A 26114-nucleotide genomic window follows, 5' to 3' on the forward strand; every position below is an offset into this window, starting at 1 on the left:
ATAGGTTTGCTTTAGGAGGCGTTATGGTCGCAAAAAAAGGGTTTACAAAAGGCATTGCCAACACGCCAAGTTGGGCATTAAAAGAAAACCAAGTAACACCAGAGCGGGTATTTGCTGATAGACGCAAGATTGTAAAAGCACTTGGTTTAGGCGCGTTAGGAGCAAGTCTACCTGGGCAGGTTCAAGCTGGGTTATTTGACTTATTCGGCAGCGAAGATAAACCTGCTTTTGCTGTTCAAGGGCTTGATTACAGCAAGCCAAACCAATTTCAAATCAGCGATATACTGACGCCAGAAGATAAAATTACTCGCCATAATAACTTTTACGAATTCGGTACCAGTAAACAGGACCCATTTGAAAATGCACAAGGTTTTCAGGTCAATCCTTGGGAGCTGCGAATTGAAGGTTTAGTGGATACACCATTAACACTTGACTTAAATGACCTGACGACCAAGTTTGATTTAGAAGAGCGCATTTACCGTCTTCGTTGTGTAGAAGCTTGGTCAATGGTGGTGCCTTGGGTTGGTTTTTCGTTAGCTGAACTATTAACCATGGCTGGAGTCTCAAATAAGGCAACGCATGTTGCATTTGAAACTTTATTCGACCCAGATCAAATGCCCGGTCAGAAAAATCGCCTAATGGGAGGTGGGATCCACTACCCATATGTAGAAGGTTTAACCATTGCAGAAGCAATGAACGAGTTACCATTCCTTGCTGTTGGTTTATATGGAAAAACTTTACCGCCACAAAATGGTGCTCCAGTTCGTTTAGTTCTACCTTGGAAATACGGGTTTAAAAGCATTAAGTCTGTGGTGAAAATTCGAGTAACAGATAAGCAGCCTCCTACCAGTTGGAACCAACTAGCACCCCATGAATATGGCTTTTATGCCAACGTGAATCCACAGGTTGATCACCCTAGATGGTCACAAGCGACAGAGCGCAGCATTGGTGAAGGCGGTTTATTCTCTGCAAAACGTATTCCGACGCAAATGTTTAATGGCTACGCAGAACAGGTGGCTGACTTATATAAAGATTTAGATTTAAGGAAGTTCTATTGAAGCGGTTAACACCTAAAGGTCTAATTTGGATAAAAGGCTTACTGCATGTGAGCTTTTTATCTCCAATAGTGTATTTAGTTTTATTAGTTATGACTGACAATGCTGGTGGCGATCCAGTGCAATACATCATCCATTTTACTGGGATGGGTGCAATTAATTCGTTAATCATTACCTTAGTGGTTTCACCATTAGCTAAATTTTTAAAGCAAGGGATGTTACTGCAAACTCGGCGATTAATTGGCTTGTATGTTTTTGTATATGCGAGCTTACATATTGCTGCTTTTATTAGCCTTGATTTACTTTTTGCATGGGGTTATTTGTTACAAGAAGTGGTTAAAAGGCCGTATATTTTAGTTGGCGCAGTGGCGTTGATTATTGTAGCGCTTCTAGCTTTGACCTCGTTTCAAGCAATAAAACGTAAAATGGGAAAAGGTTGGCAGCAATTACACAATTGGGTTTATGTTGTCGCGATTTTAGCGCCAATACACTTCTATTGGTCTGTAAAATCAGAAATCATCGAGCCGAGTATTTATTTCGTTCTCTTTGCGGCTTTATTGTGGCTAAGAAGAAGTCAGATTAAAAAATGGCTGTTAAAACGTTAGTTATGTCACCGGTTTAAGAGTTGATTTATTAACTAATGTGGCCAATTGATTTTTAATGATACAACACCGGCATTGCCGGTGTTGTTTTATATAGCAAACCCTATTTGCTATTGGCGCTATAGGCGCGGTTTAGTTTAACCCTTTTGTGTCAACCTGATTGTTTAAATTATCATAGTCAGATTAAGCTTGAATTTGACTTGTGCGGACTTTAGCGAAATAAACAGTTCTTGGCTCTGGGTGGGTTAACCAGCCCATTGAAACAGTAACTTGCAAAAAGGCTAAAGGCGATAACTGAACCCATGATAATGGCGAGTGTATGCCAAGGTTCATGCATTGTTATCCGCATATCAATATACTGGTAAGTTGATACGCCCCAAACCATCACAGTCGCTACGATTAAGCCTAATTGAATGACTCGGGTAATAATATTGTTCTTAAGCAATAATAACCAAGGTAGCATGACGCAAGTGATTGCAAGTGGCATTTGTCCAAATCGAAGAAAATGCGCTGCAAGTAATACATACGCTAATGAAATGAATATAATTCGCCACCACATGGTTCTGCTCTCCTAATTATTTTGATTTTTGCTGACGCAATATATCGCAATCAATTTAGGTTGTTCTGTCGAAGTGGTCACATAATATCGCAGCTTAGGTGATACAGTTCAAAAAACAGCAATCTTCTTAGTGAGAGCTAACGAGAAAAACAGTGTGTAGGTCGTCAATATTTTATTAATATGAAGACTTACTATGAATGGTATTAAGTGTAAGAATTGGTCGGGATAACAGGATTTGAACCTGTGATCTCTTGTCCCCCAGACAAGCGCCTTACCGGACTAGGCCATATCCCGATGACTTTACTTCTGATGCGTAAATAAACTAACAACTCGTCATTTTAGGCGCAACTTATTTTTAAATAAAAAAGGTTAATTGACTGATATATAGTCAATTAACCTTTTGTTAAGTCAGCTCTTAATCACTCAATTTATAGCGTATTTTTATCACGAGTTATTGATTATATAGCCGTCGGCCTTCACGCATGACTTGAATTAACTCAGGTGCGCTCAACTTGCGCTTGAGTCGTTTGTCATAATTAATATCATATATTTGATATTTACCGTGTCGATCTAAAACGGTGATTTCAGCATCTTGATAGATGGCAAATGTACGACTATCTCCAATATAGACCCAGCTTTGCTCACTTGGCTGCAATAAGCTGTAGCCAGAACTGTAATCCGTAGATGGATTATTACAATGTAAGATTTGGCTCATAATAGTCGGCACTATGCCGTAATGACTGGTGCGGTATGTGACTGTGTCTGCAGCTGCTTTTGGCCAATGCATAACAAAAGGCACTTTTACGTTGCCAGGGGATAAATTCTGGTTAACCTCAGATGGATTACTACTAAACACTTGGCCATGGGTACCTGTAATCATCACGACTGTATCTTTATCAACGCTATCAAGTAGTTGATTGAGTTGCTGGTCGATAAAATACAATGACTGTCGGTATTGGTTATAAAGTACTTTTTCTGCAGGTTTCAACATTATGTGAGGCTTAACGGTTTCGATACCTAAAAAACCAATAGGCGTGTCATAATGTTTTGGAGCCGTGAGGTTCACAATTGAAAACCAATGTGACTGCTGCGATGCTTGCCAATTGATGAACTGGGCCACATTTTTACTATCTGTTTTAGCACTGCCTTCATCGCTATGGTTGATAAACGGTGTTAGCTCATCAAAAATAGCGCGCCCGATAAACGGATTAGCATTATCTTGCGGTAAGAAAATAGCTTGCTGATAACCTGCTTTGGCAAGGGTTTGTGTCATAACAGGTGCAGTATGATAAAACTCTTTTCTGTCACCATAGTTGCCCTGAAGGCCATACAGTATTGAAAAAATTCCCGTCTTAAACTGATTCCCACCACTAAAATGGTCAATGAATTGTTTGTTATCAGTCTGATATTGCGTCAGAAACGGCATGGTTTGTTCATTCACCATATCTGCACGTAAACCATCGACAGAGACTATCAATACATTAGATTGCTGCTCTTGGATTAATGGCGTTTTACATTGTAATGGCTTAACAGGGTAACTCAGTTTACGTGACTTAGTTTGGTAGCGATTATCTTCTATATTGGTACCTTCAATACCATGGCTTTCCATGAATGACCGTGCAGTAGCTGGGTATGATAAAGGGTAAGTATCATCAAAACGGGTAATTTGTGTTACGTCAGATGCATCAGCCCAAATATGAACTAAATGGCTACTGATAAAGCAAATACCGACAAAAGCAATCGCTTTATTACCAAGCTGTTTCTTCTCCAGCTTTTCGATGCGTTTCCATATGAAGTTAGCTGCTGTTAGCTCGATTAATATAATCGAGATGGGAGTCACTATATAGGAGGTACTTTTTAATAATGCATTCAGATCTGTCCAAGCTAAATCAAATGCGAAGGGGCTTAGATGAATACCATAATCGTCATAGACAATTGTGTCATACAATAAGATACATAAGCCTAGGCTCGCGACGAGGGCGGCGTAGCCTCGTAAAATTTTAGAATAAGGTAATAGTAACGTGACAGGAAAAAGAAAGACTACATAAACAATGAAAGCTAAAAAACTGAAGTGACCAATGGTGCTAACGGCAAGATAGCCCCAACCAATAAAGGTTTCAGGGTAACCCACACTACTGAGGTAACGGGCACCGACTATCATAGCTAAAAAGCCATTAAAGAAGGCAAACCAGTGACCCCAATTAACGAGGCGCGATACTTTATCGCGAGTCATTTGTTTTTTGCGCTCAACCATGCGGAGTTGTTTTCCTAATCCTATCTTTATCAAAGATATGCTTCAAAGCTAACATATCCTTGATAAATTAAAATACCTTTTAATATGGCTTAGTCAGCCTTTACTGATTGTGCCAATGCTTTTGCAAATTGTTCAGCAACCTGTTGACGAGATTCGCTAGGTACTTTGTTCTCTAGTAAATGTGAAACACAATTACCTAATACCATCAGACTTAAATCAGTCGGTGCTTGATGCTTGTTGAGTACTGCTAATAACTCAGTAATTAACGCTTCAACTTGGGTGTTGGTATATTTAGATTGGATAGCCATAATCAGAAAAGTTCAAAAAGTAATGAATTAGCCGCCTATTATATCGGATTTCATATTATCTTGCTGTAGTTTATTGTGGTGAAAATAGCGTCGAAATTTAGCAATTTAATGGCCTTGTTAAGTACAAATTGAAATAAATATAACGGTTGAGTTAACTAAAATTGGCACTTGAAGCTATTGGCATTTTTCGTAATATTTTTTGAGACTTTTTTAACGTGTCTGTTATGATATTCAGCGCTATTTCGCTTCCATATATTACAGATTCAGTTAGGGCTTATGAGCATCAATATCGAACAAGCAATTATCCACGAAATTTCCCAAGACAGTCAGGGTCAACTCAGTTGTCGTTTAAGACCACAACCTCTACTAAATAGCAGTGCTGTAGAAGCGATGCTAGAAGAGTTGCATCAAACCTATACGGGTAAAGCTGGTAAAGGCTTTGGCTTTTTTGGCACACACGGTGAAGATGGTGAAGCCAACCCTGCTTTTTCTGACGCATTAAATGAATATCGAAGCGGCGAACTAGGATTTGTTGAGTTTAGTAGTGCTGCAAGTAAGTTACTTCAGGAAGAACTTGCGAAATATGACTTTAGTCAAGGCGGCTTTTTGTTGATGTCTTGCTATACCAGCATGACAAGTGATTATTTATTCGTGGCATTGTTAAACGCAAAATCGTCAATGACGGTGTTAGATGATATGGAACTATCGCAAAACAACCATCTTGATTTAACGAATGTTCAGTTGGCAGCTCGAATTGATTTAACAGAATGGCAAGCAGATAAAGATTCACGTAAATATATTTCGTTTGTACGTGGTCGTGCGGGCCGTAAAGTGGCAGACTTTTTCTTGGATTTCATGGGCTGTGTTGAAGGCGTGAATACTAAGGCGCAGAATAAAACATTAATGCACGCAGTTGAAGACTTTGTCGCCAGTAGTGAATTGACTAAAGATGAGCGTCAACAATGTCGTGATAAAGTGTTTGATTACTGCAGTGAGCGTGCCGATGAAGGCGCTGATATCGAAGTAAAAGATTTGGCTGATGAATTGGCCGATTCTGGCATGGATTCGTTTTACGACTTTGCTTGTGGCGGCGCTTACGAGTTAGATGAGGAGTTTCCTGCTGATAAAGCCAGTTTACGCACCTTGAAGAAGTTTTCGGGTACTGGTGGTGGCGTTACATTGAGCTTTGATGGCGGCCATTTAGGTGAGAGAGTTATCTACGATCCTATTTCTGACACCATTCTTATTAAGGGTGTTCCAGCTAACTTGAAAGATCAGTTAGATCGCCGCCTTAAAGGTGAATAAAGAAACAATATTCAATTAAAGCGCCCATATGGGCGTTTTTTTTTGCATTTATTATATGCATTTAACGATTTCGGTACATATAAGAGCTAATTTAGGCATAAATACATTTAAAGATTTAAATTTGAATTTATTTAAGTACACTAGCCGACAAATTTAAACCTAATATTGATAGTTATGAAAATATAACTATGTGGGGGATACATGATTACTGCCTATGTTTATAAAAATCGCAAGTTAACTGTTCACGAACTGAATGTTCAAGACAGTATACCCGAACAAACATTATGGTTAGACATGTTCAAACCCAATGATGATGAAAGGGAATGGTTGAGTCGGTTTTCGGTCGAGGAAGTTCCCGACGAAGAAGACATCAACGAAATTGAAGCCTCGGCTCGTTTTTTCCAAAGTAAAGATGGATTGCATATTAATTCGTTATTCCCGCAACGTGTTGGCTCGGATGTGCGAGCGATTAACGTATCGTTTAACTTGAGAAAGGATTTCTTACTGACTATCCGTGAAGATGATGTCGGTTTGATCCGTTTATTACGCAACTATCTACGTCTTGGCCGTTTGGATGCCACCACGCCTCAAGGATTAATGCTAGAGCTGTTCCATCTAAAAGTGGATTACCTGTCTGATTTAATTGAAGACGTTTACTCTGTTCTTGATGATGTAAGCGAAAAAGTGTTTGATGATGAAGAGTTAGATGAAGTATTCAAAATGATCACGCTGCAAGAAGACTCAAACGGTAAAATCCGTCTAAGTTTGCTCGATACTCAGCGTTCATTACGATATATCCAACGTTACTACCGCGATCATTTATCTGAAGAAAATATCAAGGATATTCGTGAGATGTTGTCGGATATTGAGTCGTTAATGCCTCATAGCCAATTCATCTTTGATAAGTTGAATTTTTTGCTCGACGCAGCCATGGGCTTCAGTGGAATTCAGCAAACCAAGATTATTAAAATATTCTCGGTTGCCGCCGTGGTGTTTTTACCACCAACGGTAATTGCAAGTAGTTACGGAATGAACTTTGTTAATATGCCAGAGTTAGATTGGCGTTTTGGTTACCCAATGGCGATAGGATTGATGTTAGCTAGTGCCGGTGGTACATATTTATTCTTCAAGCGAAAAGGCTGGTTATAAAACCTATTTAAGTCCTTTGTTAATATTAAAAGCCATTAGTAACGTTAAGTTATTAATGGCTTTTTTGTATCTGTTAAATAGATTTTTATGCTTGTTTTAATAAGGATTACCCTTGGCCAATACCATAGCTTATGCGCTCTCTTGGGCTTAAATATTTTAGAATATTTTCGGGTAATGCTGATATCGGCAAACATCGTGCAATACTGATTTCTTCGCGTTCTAAGTCAATGATTGGTGCTTGTTCTTTTGGAACGAGTGCGTCGTATAGCATGATTTGAGGGTATAAAATCTTATTTATATTTACAGACATCACCATGCCAAATTGACCGCTTGAAAGCTCTACAACACTACCAGGTGGGTAAATACCAATGGTTTTGATTAAGGTGCCGACATATTCTTGATTGAGCTTATCTTTATAGTTTTTATAAATATAACCTAAAGAAGCATAAGGCGTTTTCGCTTTTGTAGTCTTAGTGCCGTTACACAAATCATCATACTCATTGACTACCGTGATAAGTTGGGAGTATTTATCTAACTCATCTCCTTTAAGTCCTTTGGGGTAGCCAGAACCGTCTAGAAACTCATGATGATTGGCTATCATGGGTTTAGCTTCTTCAGGAAAAGTATCGGCAATTTTAAGGAAGTTGAGACTCATTAAAGGGTGCTGCTTTATAAGGTTTTGTTCCGGTTTATTTAAAGGAGCTTGTTTATTCAGTACATTGCTAGGAATTTTAAGTTTGCCAATATCATGAAATAGGGCACCTAAGCCAATCTGCTCAATCTCTTCTCGTGACCAATTCAAGCTTTTTGCTAACATCATGCAAAGCACTGAGACATTCAGTGAATGGTGATATATTAAATCGCCAGGTTTGACATCACCCATAAGATGTAACACTAAATCATCAGAATTAAGCAGCATAGTGGTCATCGAGCTCACCATGTCTTTAGCATCGTTGACAGCATTTAATGGTCGACTACCGAGTTTTGAGATACTAGAACGCATAATTGATAATGAACGGTCAAACTGTTGCTCAGTCTTTTTAAGTCCTCTTCTAAGCTTCTTTTGCGTTTCAATTTGATCATGTTTGTACTGATCCATTTCAAGCTTGAGCTTATCGAGAGAAGCAGTATCTGTAAGTACTTCTTTTGCATCTTTAGCGGGTTTATCACGTAACTCAGTATCGCTTTTAGTGGGCACGAATAAAACGGTTTCGATACCTAAACTTTTAATTAAATCGATTTGAGACTGACTTTTAACCTTGAAACGACTAAATAGAAATGGGTGATCCTTCCAAGATACAGGCAAGCAAATAAAATTGCCGACTTGGATTTCATCGATTGAAACTTTTACTGTGTTTTTCATAGGTTAAAACAGGTACCTAAATTTATTTTTGTTATTATGTAGCTAACCATCTGTACTCATCCCTTTTGCTAATCGACAGTTTCCATGGCAGCATATTACCAAACAGATATAAAAAGTGCTTATTTAATATGGATTTTATTGAAGTCATACCAAATGCGTTAGATGAAGATTTATGCGATCGATTGATTGCCGCTTTTGAACAGCACCCAGGAGTCATTGAAGGTAAAACTGGTCAAGGTGTTGATAAGGCTAAAAAACATAGTTTTGATTTAACCTTAGACATTCATGCTGATTTAGCGCCGCTAAGAAATGAAATTTTACAATTAACGCTTAAGCATGCGGCTTCATACTTTACTCAATATTCGATGGCGTTAATGGGAGCGGTGTCAGTAGCTGTCGCTGATGAGCATGGTCAAGCAGTGACTTTACAACCCAACAATTTCGATGCTTTAGGTGCGCCTCGAGCAGAAGCGCTAACCAAGTATTTGTATCGAAGTGGCAATGTAAATTTGCAAAAATATCCTATGGGGCTAGGGGGCTACCCTCATTGGCATTCTGAGCATTTTCCGCAATCTGGTTCACATGAAGCTTTACATCGAGTACTACTTTATATGTTTTATTTAAACGATGTGGAAGAGGGTGGAGAGACGGAGTTTTTTTACCAACAGAAAAGCATTAAACCTAAAAAAGGGACCATGGTTATTGCCCCAGCGGGTTTCACTCACACCCATAAAGGTAATAAGCCAATCAGTGGTGATAAATATATCGCCACCTCTTGGATTATGTTTAATCGAGCAGAGCAGCTCTATGCACCATTAAACAGTAAATAGTGTTTATTGTTATTGAGGGGGATTTTGATAGTAAATTTAGCCCCTTCAAGCTCACTTTCGGTGATTGATAATAGACCATGGTAACTACTGACAATTTCGTTACACACAGCTAAACCGATGCCTTGACCTGGTGATTGGGTATCGGCGCGCACTCCTCGTTGAATGATGCGTGCTTTTAATGATTCATCAACGCCAGGTCCATCATCTTCAACACAAAGGATTGAATGCCCCTCACTATCAATTGTCGCAGTAACAATAACTTCACTAATACAAAGCCTGAATGCATTTTCCATTAGGTTGCCACACAGCTCCATTAAATCCCCTTTATTAATAGGAAAGTTAATATCAGAATCGATGTGACTGCTAAATTTGACGTTTTTTTCTTGATAAATCTTGAACAACATTTGCGACAATTGCTCAACCATAGGTTGAACCGGTGTTTGTTCTTGAACAAGCCCTTGACGACCGACTAAAGCGCGTTTTAATTGATATTTTACCAACTGATCCATCTGTCCCACTTGCTGCATGATTTTTTCACTGGCATCTGATTTTGACAACGTCGCGTCATCAGTTATTGCATGAACAGCGGCAAGGCGCGTTTTTAAACTATGGGCTAAGTCATTCATGGCATTCTGGTAACGCTCTTGTTGCGCACTCGATTGCGATAATAGTTGGTTTAATGCTTGAGTTACCCCTTCTAATTCTTGTGGGTAACCATCTGATAGTGACTTTTTGTTGCCGTCACCAATTGCTTGTAATTCACTTTTGAGCCTCGTCAGTGGGCGCATTCCCCAATAGGCTGCACTAATCAGTAATATAAATGCAAGTAACATGACGACGCCAAGACGCAAATAAGTCAACTTTTTAAAACGTTTAAAGTCGTTCTCTACGGTGTCAGCTTCTTTTAATACCACCATATTGTATTGGGTTTGATTGAGTTCAACGGGCAGTAAATAAGCAAAGTAGGAACGATTATCTGACATGTTTAGAAAGTAAGGGGGATTGGAGTCGACAATAGATTCAAATCGTTCACATATATTGGTTAACCCAGCATCGGTAGCGAGCGATGACGTCCATACGTCTGCAAAGTCTTGACTACAGCTGGCCATCATATAGCGTTTTTGCTTATTGTTTTCCATTAACCAATTATTATTGGCTGGAATAAGGTCGTGTTCACGCAGCTCAGCTGCAATTTGCGGCATTTCAGCGATAAGCTGAGCCGTTTCTTTATTGTAACTGTTTTGCGCATGAAGAATGGTTACTGACCATGCAAGGCCAAAGCCTACCAGTGCGATGATAGTTAACGAGGTAATAAACATCCTCGTGAGAAGGCGTTTTTTGGGCTTAAACCTTAGCTGCATGGTAGGTTAAATTTATATCCTTGACCGCGGATGGTAGCGATTGGGTTATCCATACCGCCTTTATTAAGTTTTTTTCGAATACGGCTGACCATGACTTCAATGGTATTCGGATCGCCTTCTTTGTCACCGTAAACGACATCAAGTAAACGTTGCTTGGCTACAACTTCATGGCAGTGACGCATGAGGTATTCAAGAATTAAATATTCAAATGCAGTAACTTCCATAACCTCAGCATTTAGCGTGACTTGTTTTGCCGCTAAATCTAATTGTAGTGGCCCACTACTTATGGTCGGTTTTACAAACCCAGCGCTCCGTCTTACCAAGGCGTCAAGTCGAGCAACTAACTCTTCTTTTTGGAATGGTTTGACTAAGTAATCATCTGCACCTGCATTTAATCCTTCAACCTTATCTTGCCAATTAACTCGGGCAGTTAGTATAAGGATAGGCGCTTTTACATCGGCATTACGGATATCTGATATGAGTGTCATACCGTCTTTATCAGGTAGGCCTAAATCAACAATAGCGATATCAATAGGGTAATTGGTTGCTTGATAAAACCCTTCTTTCGCAGTCAGTGCCACTTGTACTTGATTACCTAATTCAGATAATTGCACATTTAAGTGGTGGGATAAAATTGGGTCATCTTCTATTACCAAAATTCTCATAACAAATACTCTTTGGTGAAATCGTAATATTTCTTTGCATTAAATGATCGCTTAAGAAAAGTACAACGCGATAGGTATAGTGGCATCTTAGCCCGACGATACTTAACCTTAACTGACTGTAATCTGTAATTGTTTATCAGACAATAAGTTGATTGATTAAATTCGTTAAAATAGTGATTGAGACACCCATAAATATAATGCCTGTTATAGCATCAATGAGCAGGCTGCCTTTAGCCATTTTATGTTGTATCTGCGGTTTTGTAAGAATGATAGCAAGAAAACTAAACCAACAAAGGGAAAGCGTGAATAATAGACTTGCTGAAGCTACTTTTGTAGCTAGTGTAACCTGTGGTGTAACTAAAACAGTAAAGATTGTGATGAAAAAGATCAAAGCCTTAGGGTTAAGTAAATTTGTATAAAGCCCAATTTTGAATCCTTTAGCTGATGAAAATGTTAAATGTTCTAATTCGTTATTATTAGGTTGATTGGGGGCTTTGTCTTGGGTTTCATGCTCAAAAGATGATGGTTCACTGAAATTTTTTTCTTCGTTTTTAGTGTTTTTTTTGAATGATGATAATGCAGAAGATAAAGCACCAAATCCCATCCATGCAAGATAACAGGCCCCAATAATCTGCACTGCAAAATAGGCAAACTCAGATTGACGGATCATTAAGCTGATACCTAATAGTGAAAGTAGACTATGTATTAGTATGGCGAGGCTAATACCAAAGGCACACATTAATGCAATCCGCCGCGGTTGCTGTGTCGCTGTTTTGACTATGATAGCAAAGTCTGGTCCAGGGCTGATAAGAGCTAGGCTGTGTATAACAGCGAGAGTCGATAGAAGAGCAAAATCCATTTAAATTCCATTTGAGTATTTGTTAAACCAGGTTTTACATGAACGCATTTTTATCTGAAAACAGTTTATATGGTCATAGATTAACGATAAAAAAGGCAAGGTGTCTATTATATGAGCCTTAAACGAGTCATATACGAGCCAAATATGAGTTATTTGGTATTGATTGTTTTGTTTCTATTTTAAATAATAAAAAGGGCACCTTTAAGGCACCCTTTTCGTATGCAAAATCAAGCTTACTTTGTATGAAGTCAAAGCAAAAGTAAATTACTCATTAAGCGTTTTTAACTTGATCTTCAAAACTAGAGCCAACTTTACCTGCTTGAGAATCATTGAAAGTTTCTTCGCTGAACTCGCCTTCAGATTTCGCTATGACTACAGTCGCTACGGAATCACCTGTTACGTTTACCGCAGTTCTTATCATGTCGAGTAAACGGTCAACACCAATAATTAACGCGATGCCTTCAACTGGTAAGCCAACTTGGTTCAGTACCATCGCAAGCATAATTAAACCAACACCAGGAACACCAGCAGTACCAATAGACGCTAAGGTTGCCGTTACAACCACAGTGACATAATCCATTAAGCTTAATTCGATACCAAATACCTGTGCAATAAACACCGTCGCGACACCTTGCATAATCGCGGTGCCATCCATGTTGATGGTAGCACCCAAAGGCAAGGTAAATGAAGCGACTTTATTATCAGCGCCTAAACGGTGTTCACAGGTTTCAATGGTAACAGGTAGCGTTGCATTGGAACTTGCAGTACTGAATGCAAATAATTGCACGTCACGCATCTTGCGTAAAAACATAAACGGATTAAGACCAGTAAATGTTTTTAATAAGGTCGGGTAAACGACTAATGCTTGAACCAGCAGTACAAATATTACTAAGAAGAAATATTGAACAACACTGCCTAAGGTTTCTAATCCTAAGGTCAGACTTAATTTCGCCATGAGGGCAAACACACCATAAGGTGCAAGCTGCATGATTAAAGTTACCACGCGCATAATCACTTCGTTTAAGTCATTAAATAACGCTGATACTCGAGCGCCACGTTCGCCAATATGTGAAATTGCGAAACCAAAGATAACGGCAAAAATAATGATTTGCAGCATGTTACCTTGGCTCATTGCTTCAATTGGGTTAGTTGGCACAATGTTAATGACAACTTCAGACAGGCTAGGTGCATCTTTTGCGCTAAATTCCATTGCTGAGGATGCAAGGGACGCATTACCTGGATGGATAATAATAGCTAATGTTATAGCGACTGTCAGCGCAATAGCGGTAGTGAACATATAAAAAGCGATAGTTTTACCACCTAAACGACCCAGTTTGGAAGGGTCGCTCAATGAACTGGTTCCGCATACTAGTGATACAAACACTAATGGGACAACTAACATTTTTAAACTGGAGATAAATATCGTACCAACGACATGTAAAATGCCTTCGGTAATATAATCCTTAACGAATAAGCTTTCAGGAAATAAATTTCTCAAAATTAATCCGAGAAGAATACCCGTACCCATACCGATAAGTATTTTGCTTGTTAAACCAAGCTTACTATTTTTATTCAAAACCACTTCCTTCAATCTTTATCATCAATTTTTTGATGATTATTATTTTTTATCTTTTAAAGCGTAGCAGGAAAATAAATCATATGAAACGGCATAAAAGTTAAAGTTTTTAAGGAAAAATGCCGAAGAAAACATTAGAGTAACAAGAAAGTTACGATATTTTTATGTAATATCGACCAGTAAGTAACTATTATAAATCATAAGTACGATTTTAATGTAACAGGGAGACTGACAATGAGGTCAGCACAAAGACTATTTTTAGCGCTTTTAAGTTCGATTTTTCTTTTTGCTTGTAGTGGTGGGGGAAGTATTTCAGATGATGGAGGCGGGGGAACAGATCCTGTTGAAGTCATCAGTGTAGAATTAACATCATCTGTGGCTTCTGGTGAAAGTGTTGATGCAACAACAGGAACGTTGTTAACTGCCAAAGTAACGAGTTCAATAAACGGACTTGTATCTGGAGAACTAGTTTCATTCGAGTTAAGTGATGCTAGTTTAGGTTCATTTGATGTCTCGACCGCAACAGCTGTTACAAATTCTGAAGGCATAGCGACTATAAATTTATTTTCTGCAGAGATTGCTGGTTCTGGTTCTGTTACTGCGAGTATTGAATCAGGTGAATCTGACACTGTTGCATTTACAATGGCAGGTGATGGTGGTGAAGCAGGTGGTGGTGCTCAAGTTAGCCTCAAACTATATAATTCTGCGGGTGAAGAAGTTGATACTATTAGTACATTAGTACCAGGTGTATTGGTCGCGACTGTAACAGGTATAAATAAACCTACAATCGTTTCTTTTGCATCTGAAATCGGTGACTTGCCTATCACTACAGCTGTAACAAATGATGACAATACTGCATCTGTTGATATTTATGCAGGAAGCTCATTGGGTGCAGGTACAGTAACGGCTTCCCTTTCAACAGGAGAGAAAGGTGAAGTTATTGTCGTTGTTGGTGCTACTAATGTAGAAATGGGTAGCGGTTCGCCATTTGAGCAAGGCGTTGCTGAAGTCAGTACAGATGAATTATCAGCAGGTGGTACTGCAACGGTCAGTGTTCTGATTCAAGATGAAGATGGTAACCCTTTTACTCAACCTATTGATGTTAACTTTTCGTCAACTTGTGCAACTAAAAACCCTGCACAAGCTCAATTAAGCTCGCCTGTTTCATCATCTAATGGTATCGCTACTTCAACATATTTAGCACAAGGTTGTGTTGGTGAGGATCAAATCAATGTAACCGCTAATGCTGGTGGCATTAGCTTATCAGCTGTTGCGACGATTAATGTTCTTCAAGCTGATATTGGCAGTATTGTATTTGTTTCTGCTGAGCCTGAAAATATTGGAATACTAGGAACAGGTGGCATAGAGTCGTCAGTTGTTAAATTCCAAGTACTAGATAAAAATAGTAATGTCGTTGCGAACCAAGCTGTAGATTTTTCTTTAAATACTGTTGTAGGTGGAATTTCGATCGATCCTATTACGGCAACAACAAACAATGAAGGTATTGTTCAAACCGTAGTGACAACGGGTACAGTTGCAACTTCTGTACGTGTAACAGGAACAATTCAAGGTTCTTCTCCAGTTATATCTAGCCAATCTAGCCAACTAGTTGTATCTACAGGTATACCTGATCAGGACAGTTTTTCTCTATCTGCAACTGTTTTGAATGCTGAAGGATGGGATGAAGATGGCACTACAGTAGAGGTGACAGCTCGCATGGCTGATGCCTTTAACAACCCTGTACCTGATGGCACGACTGTTTCATTTACTACTGAAGGTGGTTCGATTGAAGACGCTTGTCAAACCATTGGTGGTACTTGTACGGTGACTTGGACATCTCAGTTACCTCGCCCTGAAGGCCAAAGTTTCTATGATGCTTTGGGTAATCAAATTCTAAGTCCAGTTCAAAGTCAAAAATGTTATAAGTTAACTGATAAGTCAGAAGACCCGACCTGTGAAGAAGATAATATTGTTTACGGTAACAATTATGGTCAACCTTATGGCGGCCGCGCAACAATTACTGCGACCGCTATTGGCGAAGAGTCTTTTCCTGATTTAAATGGTAATGGTCGCTTTGATGCTGACGAAATGAATGAGTTTTTAACTGGTAAAGATGTAACTGGTGAAAAATTTGATTTAGATGATGCATTTAATGATTACAATGAAGATACCGTATTTAATCCACAGGCTGATGATGCAATGAAAGGCCTAGATGGTGGTGCGCTTGAAGAGTTAATTGACTTTAATGTTAATGGTGTTTTTGATACAGCTGATGGCTTATATAATGGTGTTTTGTGTTCAGATCCGGTCCATGCAGGCTGTGCTGATGGCGTAACAGACTCTAAGTCTTTATTTGTGAGACGCAGCCTTGAACTTGTGATGTCTGGTAGTACTGCATTTGCGACTTTACCATCAGAGATTTTAATTGTTGATGACAGTGTTCATGATGGCAATAGTCCAATAGTGATTACAGGTAAGGGACCTGCGACAGTTTACTTTGCCTTATCAGATCTTCATAACCAGCAATTACCCGCTGGAACAACTGTCACTTTTGCTGCTTCTGCTGGTTCAGTTACGAGTCCTAGTATTTTTACTTGGCCTAGCTCAAACCATAATGGTGGTAGAAATTTTGCCATATCACTAAAAGGCGCTGATGAACCAGATTCTGGTACCTTTTCGGTTATTACTGAAACACCTAATGGCGTTGTAACACCTGTTTTAGATATTCAAATTATCATTCTTTAGTTTAGAGTTGATACAGACAAAAATGCCGCTCATTGAGCGGCATTTTTTATGTCATTATTCAAACTATGTATTATTTTTGGAACTGATAAACACTGCCAAGTTTTAATATCTGTGTTAATTCATCTAATGCGGTACGAGATTCTATAATAAGTTGTGGGTCAGCTAAGTCTTTAACTTCTAGACGGTCGCGATAATGTTTCTCAACCCAGTTATTTAATTTATTAAATAATGCATCGTTCATTAATGTGTTTTGATTGACGGCAGATATTTCTAATTCACTCATTGCTACGCGTAATCTTAAACATGCTGGTCCACCACCATTTTGCATGCTTTGCTTCACGTCATAATATTGGACCTGCTTAATTGGGGTTCCTAAGGTGACTAACTCATTCAAATACGCGTGCACAGCAGGGTTTTCTTGGCAATTGGTTGGGGCAATAATTGCCATTTCGCCATTTGGCAAGGTAATAATTTGCGTGTTAAATAAATAACTTTTTACGGCATCATTTATAGATACTTGTTCAGTTGAAACTTTTACGAAATGAACATCAGTATTCATTTTTTTACGTATTTCATCAAACTTAACATCAGTATTTAAAAATGCTTGTTCATGGTAAAAAAGAACATTTTGGTTGCCTACTGAAATCACATCATTATGAAAAACACCTTGGTCAATAACGTGAGGGTTTTGCTGCATGAATACACAACTTTCTTCATCTAGTTGATGCAGGCGAGCTACAGCTTGTGATGCTTCAAGTGTTTGTCTTGCAGGGAATTTAACCGGTTTTACCGCATTAGGATTTGTGGACTCTTGGCCATATACAAATAACTCAACCCCTGAATGACCGTAATCATTACACAGACGAGTATGATTTGCAGCTCCTTCGTCACCGAAGCTTGCGTGCTCAGGTAAATGTTGATGATGCTTAAAAAAACGTTCATCTTTAAAAGTTGCTTTTAGAATATTACTTGTTGTAACAGGTTCAATGCTGCGATGAAGCTTATCAACGAGATTTGCTGGAGTGAAATGCACTTTACCGTCTCGGGTATCGGCACTAGGTGAAACAGTTGCGGCGTTTGCTGTCCACATAGAAGATGCACTGCAACATGCGTTGAGTAATGCAGGTGCTTGCTTAGCTGCTTGATTTAGCACTTCTGCATCAGAGCCAGAGAATCCCATGCGTCGAAGCGAATAGATATCAGGACGTTCTTGAGGTGCTAAAACACCTTGCACCATACCTAAATCAGCTAATGATTTAGCTTTTAATAAGCCTTGTTTTGCCGCTGCCTTAGGATCTGATGCTTGCGCTGCGTTACTATAAGAGGCTACATTACCAAAAGATAAACCTGCATAGTTGTGCGTTGGTCCGACTAGTCCGTCAAAGTTCGCTTCGTAGTGCTTCATTTATTATCCTTAAAATATTTATTATTGTAATTATCGCGTGATTTGCTGATAGCTACAGCAAGAATATTGCCAGTATACTGATGAAATAGGGGTTAACAAGCAGTGACAATTGTCTCAAAAAATGAAAAAGTGACTAAACATGCACAAGTTTTACTTGCTAGACCCTAAATAATGAAATATTACTTTTTATTAACGCAATATTATTTTTTCTCCTTTTTTATAATTGATTAAAAAATGGCTCGCTGGACACATATTAGAGTTATTTACTTGAAACATTCGTCTCAACACTCTATATATGGAACCAATTTATATCTATCAGAGACTTTTTGGCGCAAATAAAACTATGGGTAAATCGCTAGTTATTGTCGAATCGCCGGCCAAAGCCAAGACTATTAATAAATACCTTGGTAAAGAATTTATCGTTAAATCGAGTGTAGGTCACATCCGTGATTTGCCTACATCATCATCGCCTGACAGCAAAGTGGCAACCAAAACGCCAGCTGAAGTCAGGAAAATGTCGCCTGAAGAAAAAGCCAAATATAAGCAGCAACGTGATAAACGTGCGCTAGTGGCTCGTATGGGGATTAACCCTGAAAAAGGCTGGGACGCCAAATATCAAATTTTGCCTGGCAAAGAAAAAGTCGTTAAAGAATTAAAAGCCCTTGCAGAAAAAGCTGACCATATCTATCTCGCAACCGATTTGGATAGAGAGGGAGAGGCGATTGCATGGCACTTACAAGAAATCATTGGTGGCGATGAATCTCGTTACCAACGTGTTGTTTTTAACGAGATTACTAAATCAGCGATTCAAGATGCATTCAGTGAACCTTCTGCTCTTGACACCAATATGGTTAATGCCCAACAAGCACGTCGTTTCCTCGATCGTGTTGTAGGCTTTATGGTCTCCCCGCTACTTTGGAAAAAAGTGGCTCGTGGTTTGTCAGCTGGTCGAGTTCAATCGGTAGCTGTTCGATTAGTCGTTGAACGTGAAGGCGAGATTAAAGCATTTGTTCCTGAAGAGTTTTGGGATGTCCATGCGGATTTAGCAACATCTCAAGCTCAGAAGCTTAAAATGCAAGTGGCTAAATTCCAGTCGGCCGCTTTTAGTCCAATCAATGAAGCGCAAGCGCAAGTTGCTTTGGATGCGCTAAAAGGTGCTAAGTTTGTTGTTACAGGTCGTGATGACAAAGCCACGTCAAGCAAACCATCTGCGCCGTATATAACGTCGACATTACAGCAAGCCGCGAGTACTCGTCTTGGTTTTGGTGTTAAAAAGACCATGATGATGGCACAGCGATTATATGAAGCTGGTCATATTACCTATATGCGTACCGACTCAACGAACTTGAGTAAAGAAGCGGTTGATGGTGTACGAGATATGATTGCCAATGATTACGGCAACAAGTATTTACCTGAACAACCTATTCGTTATGGTAGTAAAGAAGGCGCTCAAGAGGCGCATGAGGCTATCAGACCGTCTAATGTGATAGTTCAGTCTGCATCCTTAACAGATATGGAAAGAGACGCTCAGCGTCTTTATGAGCTTATTTGGCGCCAATTTGTAGCATGTCAGATGACTCCAGCTAAATATGATGCAACTCGTTTAACGGTCACTGCGGGTGATTACGAGTTAAAAGCCAGTGGTCGTACATTGAGATTTGATGGTTGGACAAAAGTGCAACCGCCAATGGGTAAAAAGAACGAAGAAGATAATACGTTACCAGTAGTTGCTAAAGGGGATGTATTAGATCTTAAGGACTTATTACCTAAACAACACTTCACAAAGCCGCCTGCACGCTTTAGTGAAGCATCATTAGTAAAAGAACTTGAAAAACGTGGCATTGGTCGCCCATCGACTTATGCGACGATTATTTCTACCATTCAAGATCGTGGTTACGTTAAAGTTGAAAACCGTCGCTTCTTTGCTGAAAAAATGGGTGAAATAGTTAGCGACCGTTTAGTCGAAAGCTTCAGTGACATCATGAACTTTGATTTTACCGCCAGCATGGAGCAAACGCTCGATGATGTTGCCCAAGGTAAGTTAGAGTGGAAAAAAGTGCTTGATGGGTTTTATGCTGAATTAACTAAACAGCTTAAACAAGCTGAACTCGATCCTGAAGAAGGCGGTATGCGCCTTAATGAGATGGTACTTGCTGAAGATATTAAGTGTCCAACTTGTGGTCGCCCTATGGGAATTCGCACTGGTACAACAGGTGTATTCCTAGGTTGTTCAGGCTATGCTTTACCGCCAAAAGAGCGCTGTAAAACCACCATGAATTTAACACCTGGTGAAGAAGCCGTTAGCGATAATGAAGATGCTGAAACGGATGCATTACGCGCTAAACATCGCTGTGGTAAATGTGGCACAGCGATGGACAGCTATTTAATTGACGAAGGCCGTAAATTGCATGTTTGTGGTAATAACCCAACGTGTGACGGTTATGAAATCGAAGCGGGACAATTCAAAATTAAAGGCTATGAAGGGCCGATCATAGAGTGCGATAAATGCGGCAATGATATGGAACTTAAAAATGGCCGATTTGGTAAGTATTTTGGTTGTACAAATACCGAGTGTAAGAATACCCGTAAACTGCTGAAAAGTGGTGAAGCGGCGCCACCAAAAGAAGACCCTATATTCTTACCTGATTTAAAATGTACTAAATCAGATGCGCACTTTGTTTTACGTGATGGTGCTGCTGGTATTTTCCTTGCGGCAAGTACTTTCCCTAAATCTCGGGAAACACGTGCGCCATTAGTTGAAGAGTTGGTTCGCTATCGTGAACAACTTTGGCCTAAATATCAGTTTTTGGCTGATGCGCCAGTCACTGATGATGACGGTAATAAAGCTGCCGTTAAGTTTAGCCGCAAAACGAAAGAGCAATACGTTGCTACTGAAGTGGATGGCAAAGCGACTGGGTGGACATCTAAGTTTATTGGTGGCAAGTGGGTGAGTGAATCTACCAAGAAAAAGCCAGCTAAAAAAGCAGTCAAGAAAAAAGCTTCATAGCTAAGGCGTTAATCGCTCAGCTTGTTTCAATCGCTTTTATATAAATGGAACCTTCGGGTTCCATTTTTTTGTGAGCAGCAACCACAGCTTATGGTTAAATATTAAATGAATACCTTAGAACAAGGAGATTTGTTCCCGCTTAGGAACATATTAAAGCCTTGAAAGTCAGTTATTTCATCGTTTTTAAGTCAACTAGGGTTAGTTTTAAATGAGGGGGAGGTAGGCTTGGTAATAGGGTATGTTGTGAGTCACTCTATATTAACGTAGTGGTTAGTATTAATAACATGCAGATATAAAAAAAGCCCCTGGCGAGGCTTTAAATAGGGGCGGTGGATTTATTATCTCATCAACTACTTTGTTATCTCACCAACTACTTACCATTTTTTCTTTGGCTGGAATAACATGTCAATATCATCTTCGTCATTCTTAGGTGTATTGACCGTTTCTGGAGTGACTTGTTTTTGCTGCGAATTTATTTCTTCTAATAGCTCTTTTGCTTCATCCACTTTACGACTAATGAATGGGTCGTTTGGTGTTTTGGCTTTAATCGCTTGTAGGGTTGCCAGCGCTTTAGAAACCATTTGTTTTGAAGAGCCAAATTGCTTTAGCGAATTAGAAGCTCTTGCTCTTGATAGCATTGATTCGACATTAATGCGAAGCTGATAGCTGTCTATTCGGTTCTCTGCATCAGTAAATACCTGGGGTTCAAGTTTACCTTTGTTATTTTCAGCTCTCACAATCGCTTTTAATTTTTTCAGCATCTGCACCAATTCTAAAATTTGTTTGTCATTATCAGGCAGACGGAAATTTTCAATTGCCAGCGCTTGAGAAGGGCTAGCACTTAATGTGGTTATTTGAGCTTGAATATCAGATAGACGACGCTGATAGTCAAGTTGCTGCGGCTGATTTTCCAGATGTGTTAGCGAGACTTCTAAGGCTTCATTAATACGTTTATAGAGCACAAGGATTACACTGCTAGGAAAAGAAGCGAGCCCAGTATTTGATAATACGGTTTCTGTTTCATCAATAATGGCACGTTGGCGTTTAAGCTCCATTCTTCGTTCAGCTTCAGCGCGTTCTTTTTGTTGCTGAATGACGCTAATCCCGATAATGAGGATAAATAGTGCGCCTAGAAGGATCAATACCAAAGTAAAGGTCATATGGTTTCCGTTCAATTGTGTGAAAGCAGAGTGGCTGGTTACCACTTTTATTTAATTAATTGATTATATCTTAGCGCATGTCATCGCTTGTGTCGTACAAAAAGTCATTCAATCTGTTGATAATTGCGAGATGTGTCGACTCTGTGAGCAAGGGTAACATTACAGGCTGAGAACATGCAAAATTCTCAATCTCGTTATTACTATTTGCATTAATAAACTAGATGGACTATAACATTTAGCTATAACAGTGTGTTGGTTTGTATCAATGTTGTTTAGTCTCAGATCAGAGTGAAGGTCGTATTATGAAGTTACAGCAATTAAGATATATCGCAGAAGTGGTGAAGCATAATTTAAATGTATCAGCGACAGCTGAAGACCTTTATACCTCGCAACCTGGGATAAGCAAACAAGTTCGTATGTTAGAAGATGAACTTGGTATTCAGATATTCGGACGTAGTGGTAAACATTTAACCCACGTCACACCTGCTGGGCAGCTAGTGATTGATATCTCAAATGATATCCTAGGAAAAGTCGAGAGTATCAAAAAGGTTTCTGAAGAGTACACACAACCGAATCAAGGTGAGCTCAACATTGCGACAACTGATACTCAAGCCCGTTACGCGTTGCCGCAAGTGATTAAACCTTTCATTAAGCGCTACCCAAAAGTTAATCTCCACATGCATCAAGGCACGCCATCTCAGATCAGTGAGCAGGCAGCAAGAGGTGATGCGGATTTCGCCATTGCGACCGAAGCAATGCATTTATACTCAGATTTAATTATGTTGCCTTGCTATCATTGGAATCGTTCGATTGTAGTAACGCGTGATCATCCTTTGGCTAATCGTAAAACACTTTCAATAGAAGATTTAGCAGAGTTTCCTTTAGTCACTTATGTGTTTGGTTTCGATAAAGCCTCTGAGATTGAAAAGTCGTTTAAACGAGCTGAACTAGAGCCAAGAGTCGTATTCAGTGCCACCAGTGCTGATGTATTAAAAACCTATGTGAGGCTTGGCTTAGGCGTAGGGGTGATTGCTTCTATGGCGATTGATCCCGTGATAGATAAAGATTTAGTTGCTATTGATGCGAGACACCTATTTGCCCATAGTACGACTAAAATAGGTTTTAGACGTGGGAGTTTTTTACGAAGCTACATGTATGACTTTATGTATAACTTCGCGCCTCATTTAACCCGAGATGTTGTTGAAAAAGCTGTAGCATTGAGAGATCAGCAATTAATTGATGAGATGTTCGCAGGAATGGAGTTGCCAGTGAGGTAATGATATTTGCCATAAAAAAAATCTCGCAATAGCGAGATTTTTTTATGGCATCTTGATGCAAGTACAGGGTTAATCAGGCGCGTATCCATGAAGGCCAATTTTCTCACCATCAAGGAAAGCGCAGTTTTCATGCATTGTTAACCGCTTTAAGCTAAACCATTTAACGACTAACGGATAAATGGCATGTTCTTGTTCATGTACTCGACTAGATAATGTTTCAACAGTATCTTCATCATATACAGGTACCTTAGCTTGTAATATCACAGGGCCAGCATCAAGTTCTGGTATCACAAAGTGAACACTCGCGCCGTGCTCAGTATCTTTCGCATCAATCGCTCTTTGATGCGTATGTAAACCAGCATATTTAGGCAATAATGAAGGATGGATATTAATCATTTTACCTAAATACTGGCTAACAAACTCATCTGATAAGATCCGCATGAAACCAGCAAGTACAATTAAGTCAGGCTGATAACGCTCAATAACAGTTTGCAAGCGTAAGTCATATTGCTGACGCGATTCATCTTTACGGGCTATAACGCAACTAGTATCAATTTCACTATGGTGAGCTCGAACTAAACCGTAAGCATCGGCTTTATTACTAATAACACCGACGACTTCAGCATTGACGTTATCATCACAACCATCAATGATGGCTTGTAAGTTACTTCCATTGCCTGAAATAAGAACAAGAACGCGACAGCATTCAGACATTTAATTAATCTCCACTTGCTCTTCGTCACCTTGACGATTAGCAATTTCACCGATTAACCATGCATTTTCGCCTTCTGCTTTAAGTAACGCTAAAGCTGATTCAACTTTTTCTGCAGGAAGAGCGATAATCATACCCACACCACAGTTAAAGGTACGGTACATTTCAAATTGTTCAATGTTGCCGTTTTCCATTAACCAGTCAAAAACGACAGGCCATTGCCATGAGTCACCTTTAACAACGGCTTTGCAGTTATCTGGCAATACGCGTGGGATATTTTCCCAGAAACCACCACCAGTAATGTGTGCCATTGCATGAACTTCAGTTTGCTCAAGCAATTTCAGTAATGGCTTAACATAGATTTTAGTTGGTTCTAATAAGTGCTCGATAAGTGGCTTACCGGCTAGATCTTGCTGCGGATCGGCTTTGCTCACTTCTAATACTTTACGTATTAACGAGTAGCCATTTGAATGAGGCCCTGTTGAACCTAGTGCAATAAGTGCATCGCCAGATTGTACTTTTGTACCATCGATGATTGCTTCTTTTTCAGCAACACCAACACAGAAACCTGCTAAGTCGTAGTCTTCTCCTTCGTACATGCCTGGCATTTCAGCCGTTTCACCACCAATTAACGCACAACCAGATTGATGACAACCTTCAGCAATACCATTGACAACAGAAGTCGCTGTTTCAACGTCGAGCTTACCTGTAGCGTAGTAATCGAGGAAGAATAAAGGCTCTGCACCAGATACGATTAAATCATTGACACACATAGCAACTAAATCAATACCAACAGTGTCATGCTTTTTATAATCAATCGCTAAACGTAATTTAGTACCAACACCATCAGTGCCGGAAACCAGTACAGGGTGCTTGTATTTAGTCGGTAGTTCGCATAATGCGCCAAAACCGCCTAAATTGCCCATGACTTCAGGACGATGAGTGCGTTTAACCGCAGTTTTAATGTTGTCTACTAATGCATTACCAGCATCGATATCAACGCCAGCGTCTTTGTAACTAAGTGGTGTAGGAGTGCTCACGGAGGATCCTCTAGGGTACATCGTTTTATGGGATTTTATGCGGCGGTATTCTATCAGCTTGTGAATGCCGTCGAAAGTCATCATTTGGATTTATACGTTTATGAAAACAGTTTTCTGTAATGGTTTTAGCTGGTTATCGTGAGATTGTTTGCAATTATGAAACTTTATGTTTTATATCGAGGATAAATAAACTAAGATTTGAACAATTTGCAAAAAATATCTCATCACTAGGAGTGCAAAATGAAAGTCGTTGAAGTAAAACATCCGTTAATTCGTCACAAAGTGGGTTTAATGCGCGAAGCTGACATTAGTACTAAACGTTTTCGTGAGCTGGCAACGGAAGTGGGTAGTTTATTAACTTACGAAGCTACTGCGGATTTTGAAACTGAAACAGTTACGATTAATGGTTGGAATGGCCCTGTTGAGATAGAACAAATTAAAGGTAAAAAGGTCACGGTTGTACCAATTCTAAGAGCTGGACTTGGCATGATGGACGGCGTGCTAGAGCATATGCCCAGTGCCAAAATCTCTGTGGTAGGGATTTACCGCGATGAAGAGACGTTAGAGCCGGTTCCTTACTTTGATAAACTTGTTAGTAATGTAGATGAGCGTGTTGCGATTGTTGTTGACCCGATGCTTGCAACAGGCGGCTCGATGATTGCGACTATCGATTTACTTAAGAAACGTGGTTGTGTTTCGATTAAAGCACTTGTATTGGTTGCTGCGCCAGAAGGGATTAAAGCATTAGAAGCTGCGCATCCAGATATTGAGTTATTTACTGCATCTATTGATGATTGTTTGAATGAACAAGGTTACATTTTACCTGGTTTAGGTGATGCTGGAGATAAGATTTTCGGTACTAAATAATCAAAGAGTCATTTG

21 protein-coding genes and 1 tRNA gene are annotated in these 26114 nt (G+C 39.5%); 9 read left to right on the forward strand and 13 right to left on the reverse strand.

Annotated elements, in window-relative coordinates; genetic code table 11:
- Positions 1-23 precede the first annotated feature (23 nt).
- Both msrP and msrQ read left to right on the forward strand, forming a co-directional pair.
- A complete protein-coding gene (msrP, locus tag AB4128_RS13155; protein WP_192022526.1) occupies positions 24-1058 on the forward strand; it encodes a protein-methionine-sulfoxide reductase catalytic subunit MsrP in 1035 nt (344 codons plus the stop codon).
- The gene (gene msrQ / locus AB4128_RS13160) at positions 1055-1660 is read left to right on the forward strand and encodes a protein-methionine-sulfoxide reductase heme-binding subunit MsrQ (protein ID WP_372037949.1); all 606 of its coding nucleotides are present in this window, start codon (positions 1055-1057) and stop codon (positions 1658-1660) included. Before msrP ends, msrQ begins: the two co-directional genes overlap by 4 nt.
- A 208-nt stretch (positions 1661-1868) precedes the next feature.
- Here the strand turns inward: msrQ and AB4128_RS13165 are convergent, their stop codons facing one another.
- The 4 genes from AB4128_RS13165 to AB4128_RS13180 all read right to left on the reverse strand — a co-directional run bounded on the left by AB4128_RS13165 (position 1869) and on the right by AB4128_RS13180 (position 4778).
- Positions 1869-2216: a hypothetical protein gene (locus AB4128_RS13165; RefSeq protein WP_055023818.1), complete on the reverse strand. Its 348-nt coding sequence runs from the start codon at positions 2214-2216 to the stop codon at positions 1869-1871.
- 217 nt (positions 2217-2433) lie between these two features.
- A tRNA-Pro gene (locus tag AB4128_RS13170) sits at positions 2434-2510 on the reverse strand.
- Positions 2511-2667: 157 nt separating this feature from the next.
- Positions 2668-4470, reverse strand: a complete 1803-nt coding sequence (locus tag AB4128_RS13175; RefSeq protein WP_372037951.1) for a DUF3413 domain-containing protein — start codon at positions 4468-4470, stop codon at positions 2668-2670.
- Between the two features lie 89 nt (positions 4471-4559).
- On the reverse strand, positions 4560-4778 hold the full coding sequence (locus AB4128_RS13180) for a YejL family protein (RefSeq protein WP_055023816.1): 219 nt from the start codon (positions 4776-4778) through the stop codon (positions 4560-4562).
- Between the two features lie 276 nt (positions 4779-5054).
- Between AB4128_RS13180 and yejK the strand changes: the two genes are divergently transcribed.
- Together yejK and corA are read left to right on the forward strand one after the other, a co-directional pair.
- Positions 5055-6083, forward strand: a complete 1029-nt coding sequence (gene yejK / locus AB4128_RS13185; protein ID WP_055023815.1) for a nucleoid-associated protein YejK — start codon at positions 5055-5057, stop codon at positions 6081-6083.
- Between the two features lie 201 nt (positions 6084-6284).
- The gene (gene corA / locus AB4128_RS13190; RefSeq protein WP_055023814.1) at positions 6285-7232 is read left to right on the forward strand and encodes a magnesium/cobalt transporter CorA; all 948 of its coding nucleotides are present in this window, start codon (positions 6285-6287) and stop codon (positions 7230-7232) included.
- A 106-nt stretch (positions 7233-7338) separates the two neighbouring features.
- Here corA and AB4128_RS13195 read toward each other — a convergent pair whose 3' ends face one another.
- Positions 7339-8595, reverse strand: coding sequence for a DUF3391 domain-containing protein (locus tag AB4128_RS13195; RefSeq protein WP_055023813.1), 1257 nt, complete (start codon positions 8593-8595; stop codon positions 7339-7341).
- 128 nt (positions 8596-8723) lie between these two features.
- On the opposite strand from AB4128_RS13195, the gene AB4128_RS13200 reads away from it, so the two are divergent.
- Entirely contained in the window at positions 8724-9425 is a 702-nt protein-coding gene (locus AB4128_RS13200) for a 2OG-Fe(II) oxygenase (protein WP_080915472.1), read from the forward strand.
- Here the strand turns inward: AB4128_RS13200 and AB4128_RS13205 are convergent.
- The 4 genes from AB4128_RS13205 to AB4128_RS13220 all read right to left on the reverse strand — a co-directional run bounded on the left by AB4128_RS13205 (position 9401) and on the right by AB4128_RS13220 (position 13886).
- Positions 9401-10786, reverse strand: a complete 1386-nt coding sequence (locus AB4128_RS13205) for an ATP-binding protein (RefSeq protein WP_372037953.1) — start codon at positions 10784-10786, stop codon at positions 9401-9403. The genes AB4128_RS13200 and AB4128_RS13205 overlap by 25 nt on opposite strands.
- The gene (locus AB4128_RS13210; protein WP_055023810.1) at positions 10777-11451 is read right to left on the reverse strand and encodes a response regulator; all 675 of its coding nucleotides are present in this window, start codon (positions 11449-11451) and stop codon (positions 10777-10779) included. The genes AB4128_RS13205 and AB4128_RS13210 overlap by 10 nt, the downstream gene beginning before the upstream one ends.
- Positions 11452-11587: 136 nt before the next feature.
- Positions 11588-12310: a LysE family translocator gene (locus AB4128_RS13215; protein WP_372037954.1), complete on the reverse strand. Its 723-nt coding sequence runs from the start codon at positions 12308-12310 to the stop codon at positions 11588-11590.
- Between the two features lie 271 nt (positions 12311-12581).
- Positions 12582-13886, reverse strand: coding sequence for a dicarboxylate/amino acid:cation symporter (locus AB4128_RS13220; RefSeq protein ID WP_372037955.1), 1305 nt, complete (start codon positions 13884-13886; stop codon positions 12582-12584).
- Between the two features lie 234 nt (positions 13887-14120).
- Between AB4128_RS13220 and AB4128_RS13225 the strand changes: the two genes are divergently transcribed.
- Positions 14121-16631, forward strand: coding sequence for a hypothetical protein (locus AB4128_RS13225; protein ID WP_372037956.1), 2511 nt, complete (start codon positions 14121-14123; stop codon positions 16629-16631).
- 70 nt (positions 16632-16701) lie between these two features.
- On the opposite strand, the gene astB is transcribed toward AB4128_RS13225, so the two are convergent.
- Positions 16702-18036, reverse strand: a complete 1335-nt coding sequence (gene astB / locus AB4128_RS13230; protein ID WP_372037957.1) for an N-succinylarginine dihydrolase — start codon at positions 18034-18036, stop codon at positions 16702-16704.
- Between the two features lie 343 nt (positions 18037-18379).
- Between astB and topA the strand changes: the two genes are divergently transcribed.
- A complete protein-coding gene (topA, locus tag AB4128_RS13235; RefSeq protein WP_055023806.1) occupies positions 18380-21043 on the forward strand; it encodes a type I DNA topoisomerase in 2664 nt (887 codons plus the stop codon).
- Between the two features lie 374 nt (positions 21044-21417).
- Here topA and AB4128_RS13240 read toward each other — a convergent pair whose 3' ends face one another.
- Positions 21418-22203: a hypothetical protein gene (locus tag AB4128_RS13240; protein WP_055023805.1), complete on the reverse strand. Its 786-nt coding sequence runs from the start codon at positions 22201-22203 to the stop codon at positions 21418-21420.
- A 302-nt stretch (positions 22204-22505) separates the two neighbouring features.
- On the opposite strand from AB4128_RS13240, the gene cysB reads away from it, so the two are divergent.
- Positions 22506-23480 (forward strand): HTH-type transcriptional regulator CysB, encoded by a 975-nt coding sequence (gene cysB / locus AB4128_RS13245; RefSeq protein ID WP_055023804.1) that lies wholly within the window; start codon positions 22506-22508, stop codon positions 23478-23480.
- 69 nt (positions 23481-23549) lie between these two features.
- Here cysB and purN read toward each other — a convergent pair whose 3' ends face one another.
- Both purN and purM read right to left on the reverse strand, forming a co-directional pair.
- Positions 23550-24194: a phosphoribosylglycinamide formyltransferase gene (purN, locus tag AB4128_RS13250; protein WP_372037958.1), complete on the reverse strand. Its 645-nt coding sequence runs from the start codon at positions 24192-24194 to the stop codon at positions 23550-23552.
- Entirely contained in the window at positions 24195-25232 is a 1038-nt protein-coding gene (gene purM / locus AB4128_RS13255) for a phosphoribosylformylglycinamidine cyclo-ligase (RefSeq protein WP_372037960.1), read from the reverse strand.
- 240 nt (positions 25233-25472) lie between these two features.
- On the opposite strand from purM, the gene upp reads away from it, so the two are divergent.
- Positions 25473-26099 (forward strand): uracil phosphoribosyltransferase, encoded by a 627-nt coding sequence (gene upp, locus AB4128_RS13260; RefSeq protein WP_055023801.1) that lies wholly within the window; start codon positions 25473-25475, stop codon positions 26097-26099.
- The last annotated feature ends 15 nt before the right edge of the window (positions 26100-26114 follow it).

Source organism: Shewanella sp. 10N.286.52.A9 (assembly GCF_041468985.1).
Taxonomy (GTDB): Bacteria; Pseudomonadota; Gammaproteobacteria; order Enterobacterales; family Shewanellaceae; genus Shewanella; species Shewanella japonica.

Coding starts and splice junctions, on each gene's coding strand:
- astB (WP_372037957.1), bottom strand. CDS start 18,036: ATGAAGCACTACGAAGCGAACTTTGACGGACTAGTCGGACCAACGCAC.
- upp (WP_055023801.1), top strand. CDS start 25,473: ATGAAAGTCGTTGAAGTAAAACATCCGTTAATTCGTCACAAAGTGGGT.
- purN (WP_372037958.1), bottom strand. CDS start 24,194: ATGTCTGAATGCTGTCGCGTTCTTGTTCTTATTTCAGGCAATGGAAGT.
- topA (WP_055023806.1), top strand. CDS start 18,380: ATGGGTAAATCGCTAGTTATTGTCGAATCGCCGGCCAAAGCCAAGACT.
- AB4128_RS13175 (WP_372037951.1), bottom strand. CDS start 4,470: ATGGTTGAGCGCAAAAAACAAATGACTCGCGATAAAGTATCGCGCCTC.
- AB4128_RS13200 (WP_080915472.1), top strand. CDS start 8,724: ATGGATTTTATTGAAGTCATACCAAATGCGTTAGATGAAGATTTATGC.
- cysB (WP_055023804.1), top strand. CDS start 22,506: ATGAAGTTACAGCAATTAAGATATATCGCAGAAGTGGTGAAGCATAAT.
- corA (WP_055023814.1), top strand. CDS start 6,285: ATGATTACTGCCTATGTTTATAAAAATCGCAAGTTAACTGTTCACGAA.
- AB4128_RS13210 (WP_055023810.1), bottom strand. CDS start 11,451: ATGAGAATTTTGGTAATAGAAGATGACCCAATTTTATCCCACCACTTA.
- msrP (WP_192022526.1), top strand. CDS start 24: ATGGTCGCAAAAAAAGGGTTTACAAAAGGCATTGCCAACACGCCAAGT.
- AB4128_RS13215 (WP_372037954.1), bottom strand. CDS start 12,310: ATGGATTTTGCTCTTCTATCGACTCTCGCTGTTATACACAGCCTAGCT.
- AB4128_RS13165 (WP_055023818.1), bottom strand. CDS start 2,216: ATGTGGTGGCGAATTATATTCATTTCATTAGCGTATGTATTACTTGCA.
- AB4128_RS13205 (WP_372037953.1), bottom strand. CDS start 10,786: ATGCAGCTAAGGTTTAAGCCCAAAAAACGCCTTCTCACGAGGATGTTT.
- AB4128_RS13195 (WP_055023813.1), bottom strand. CDS start 8,595: ATGAAAAACACAGTAAAAGTTTCAATCGATGAAATCCAAGTCGGCAAT.
- yejK (WP_055023815.1), top strand. CDS start 5,055: ATGAGCATCAATATCGAACAAGCAATTATCCACGAAATTTCCCAAGAC.
- AB4128_RS13180 (WP_055023816.1), bottom strand. CDS start 4,778: ATGGCTATCCAATCTAAATATACCAACACCCAAGTTGAAGCGTTAATT.
- AB4128_RS13225 (WP_372037956.1), top strand. CDS start 14,121: ATGAGGTCAGCACAAAGACTATTTTTAGCGCTTTTAAGTTCGATTTTT.
- AB4128_RS13240 (WP_055023805.1), bottom strand. CDS start 22,203: ATGACCTTTACTTTGGTATTGATCCTTCTAGGCGCACTATTTATCCTC.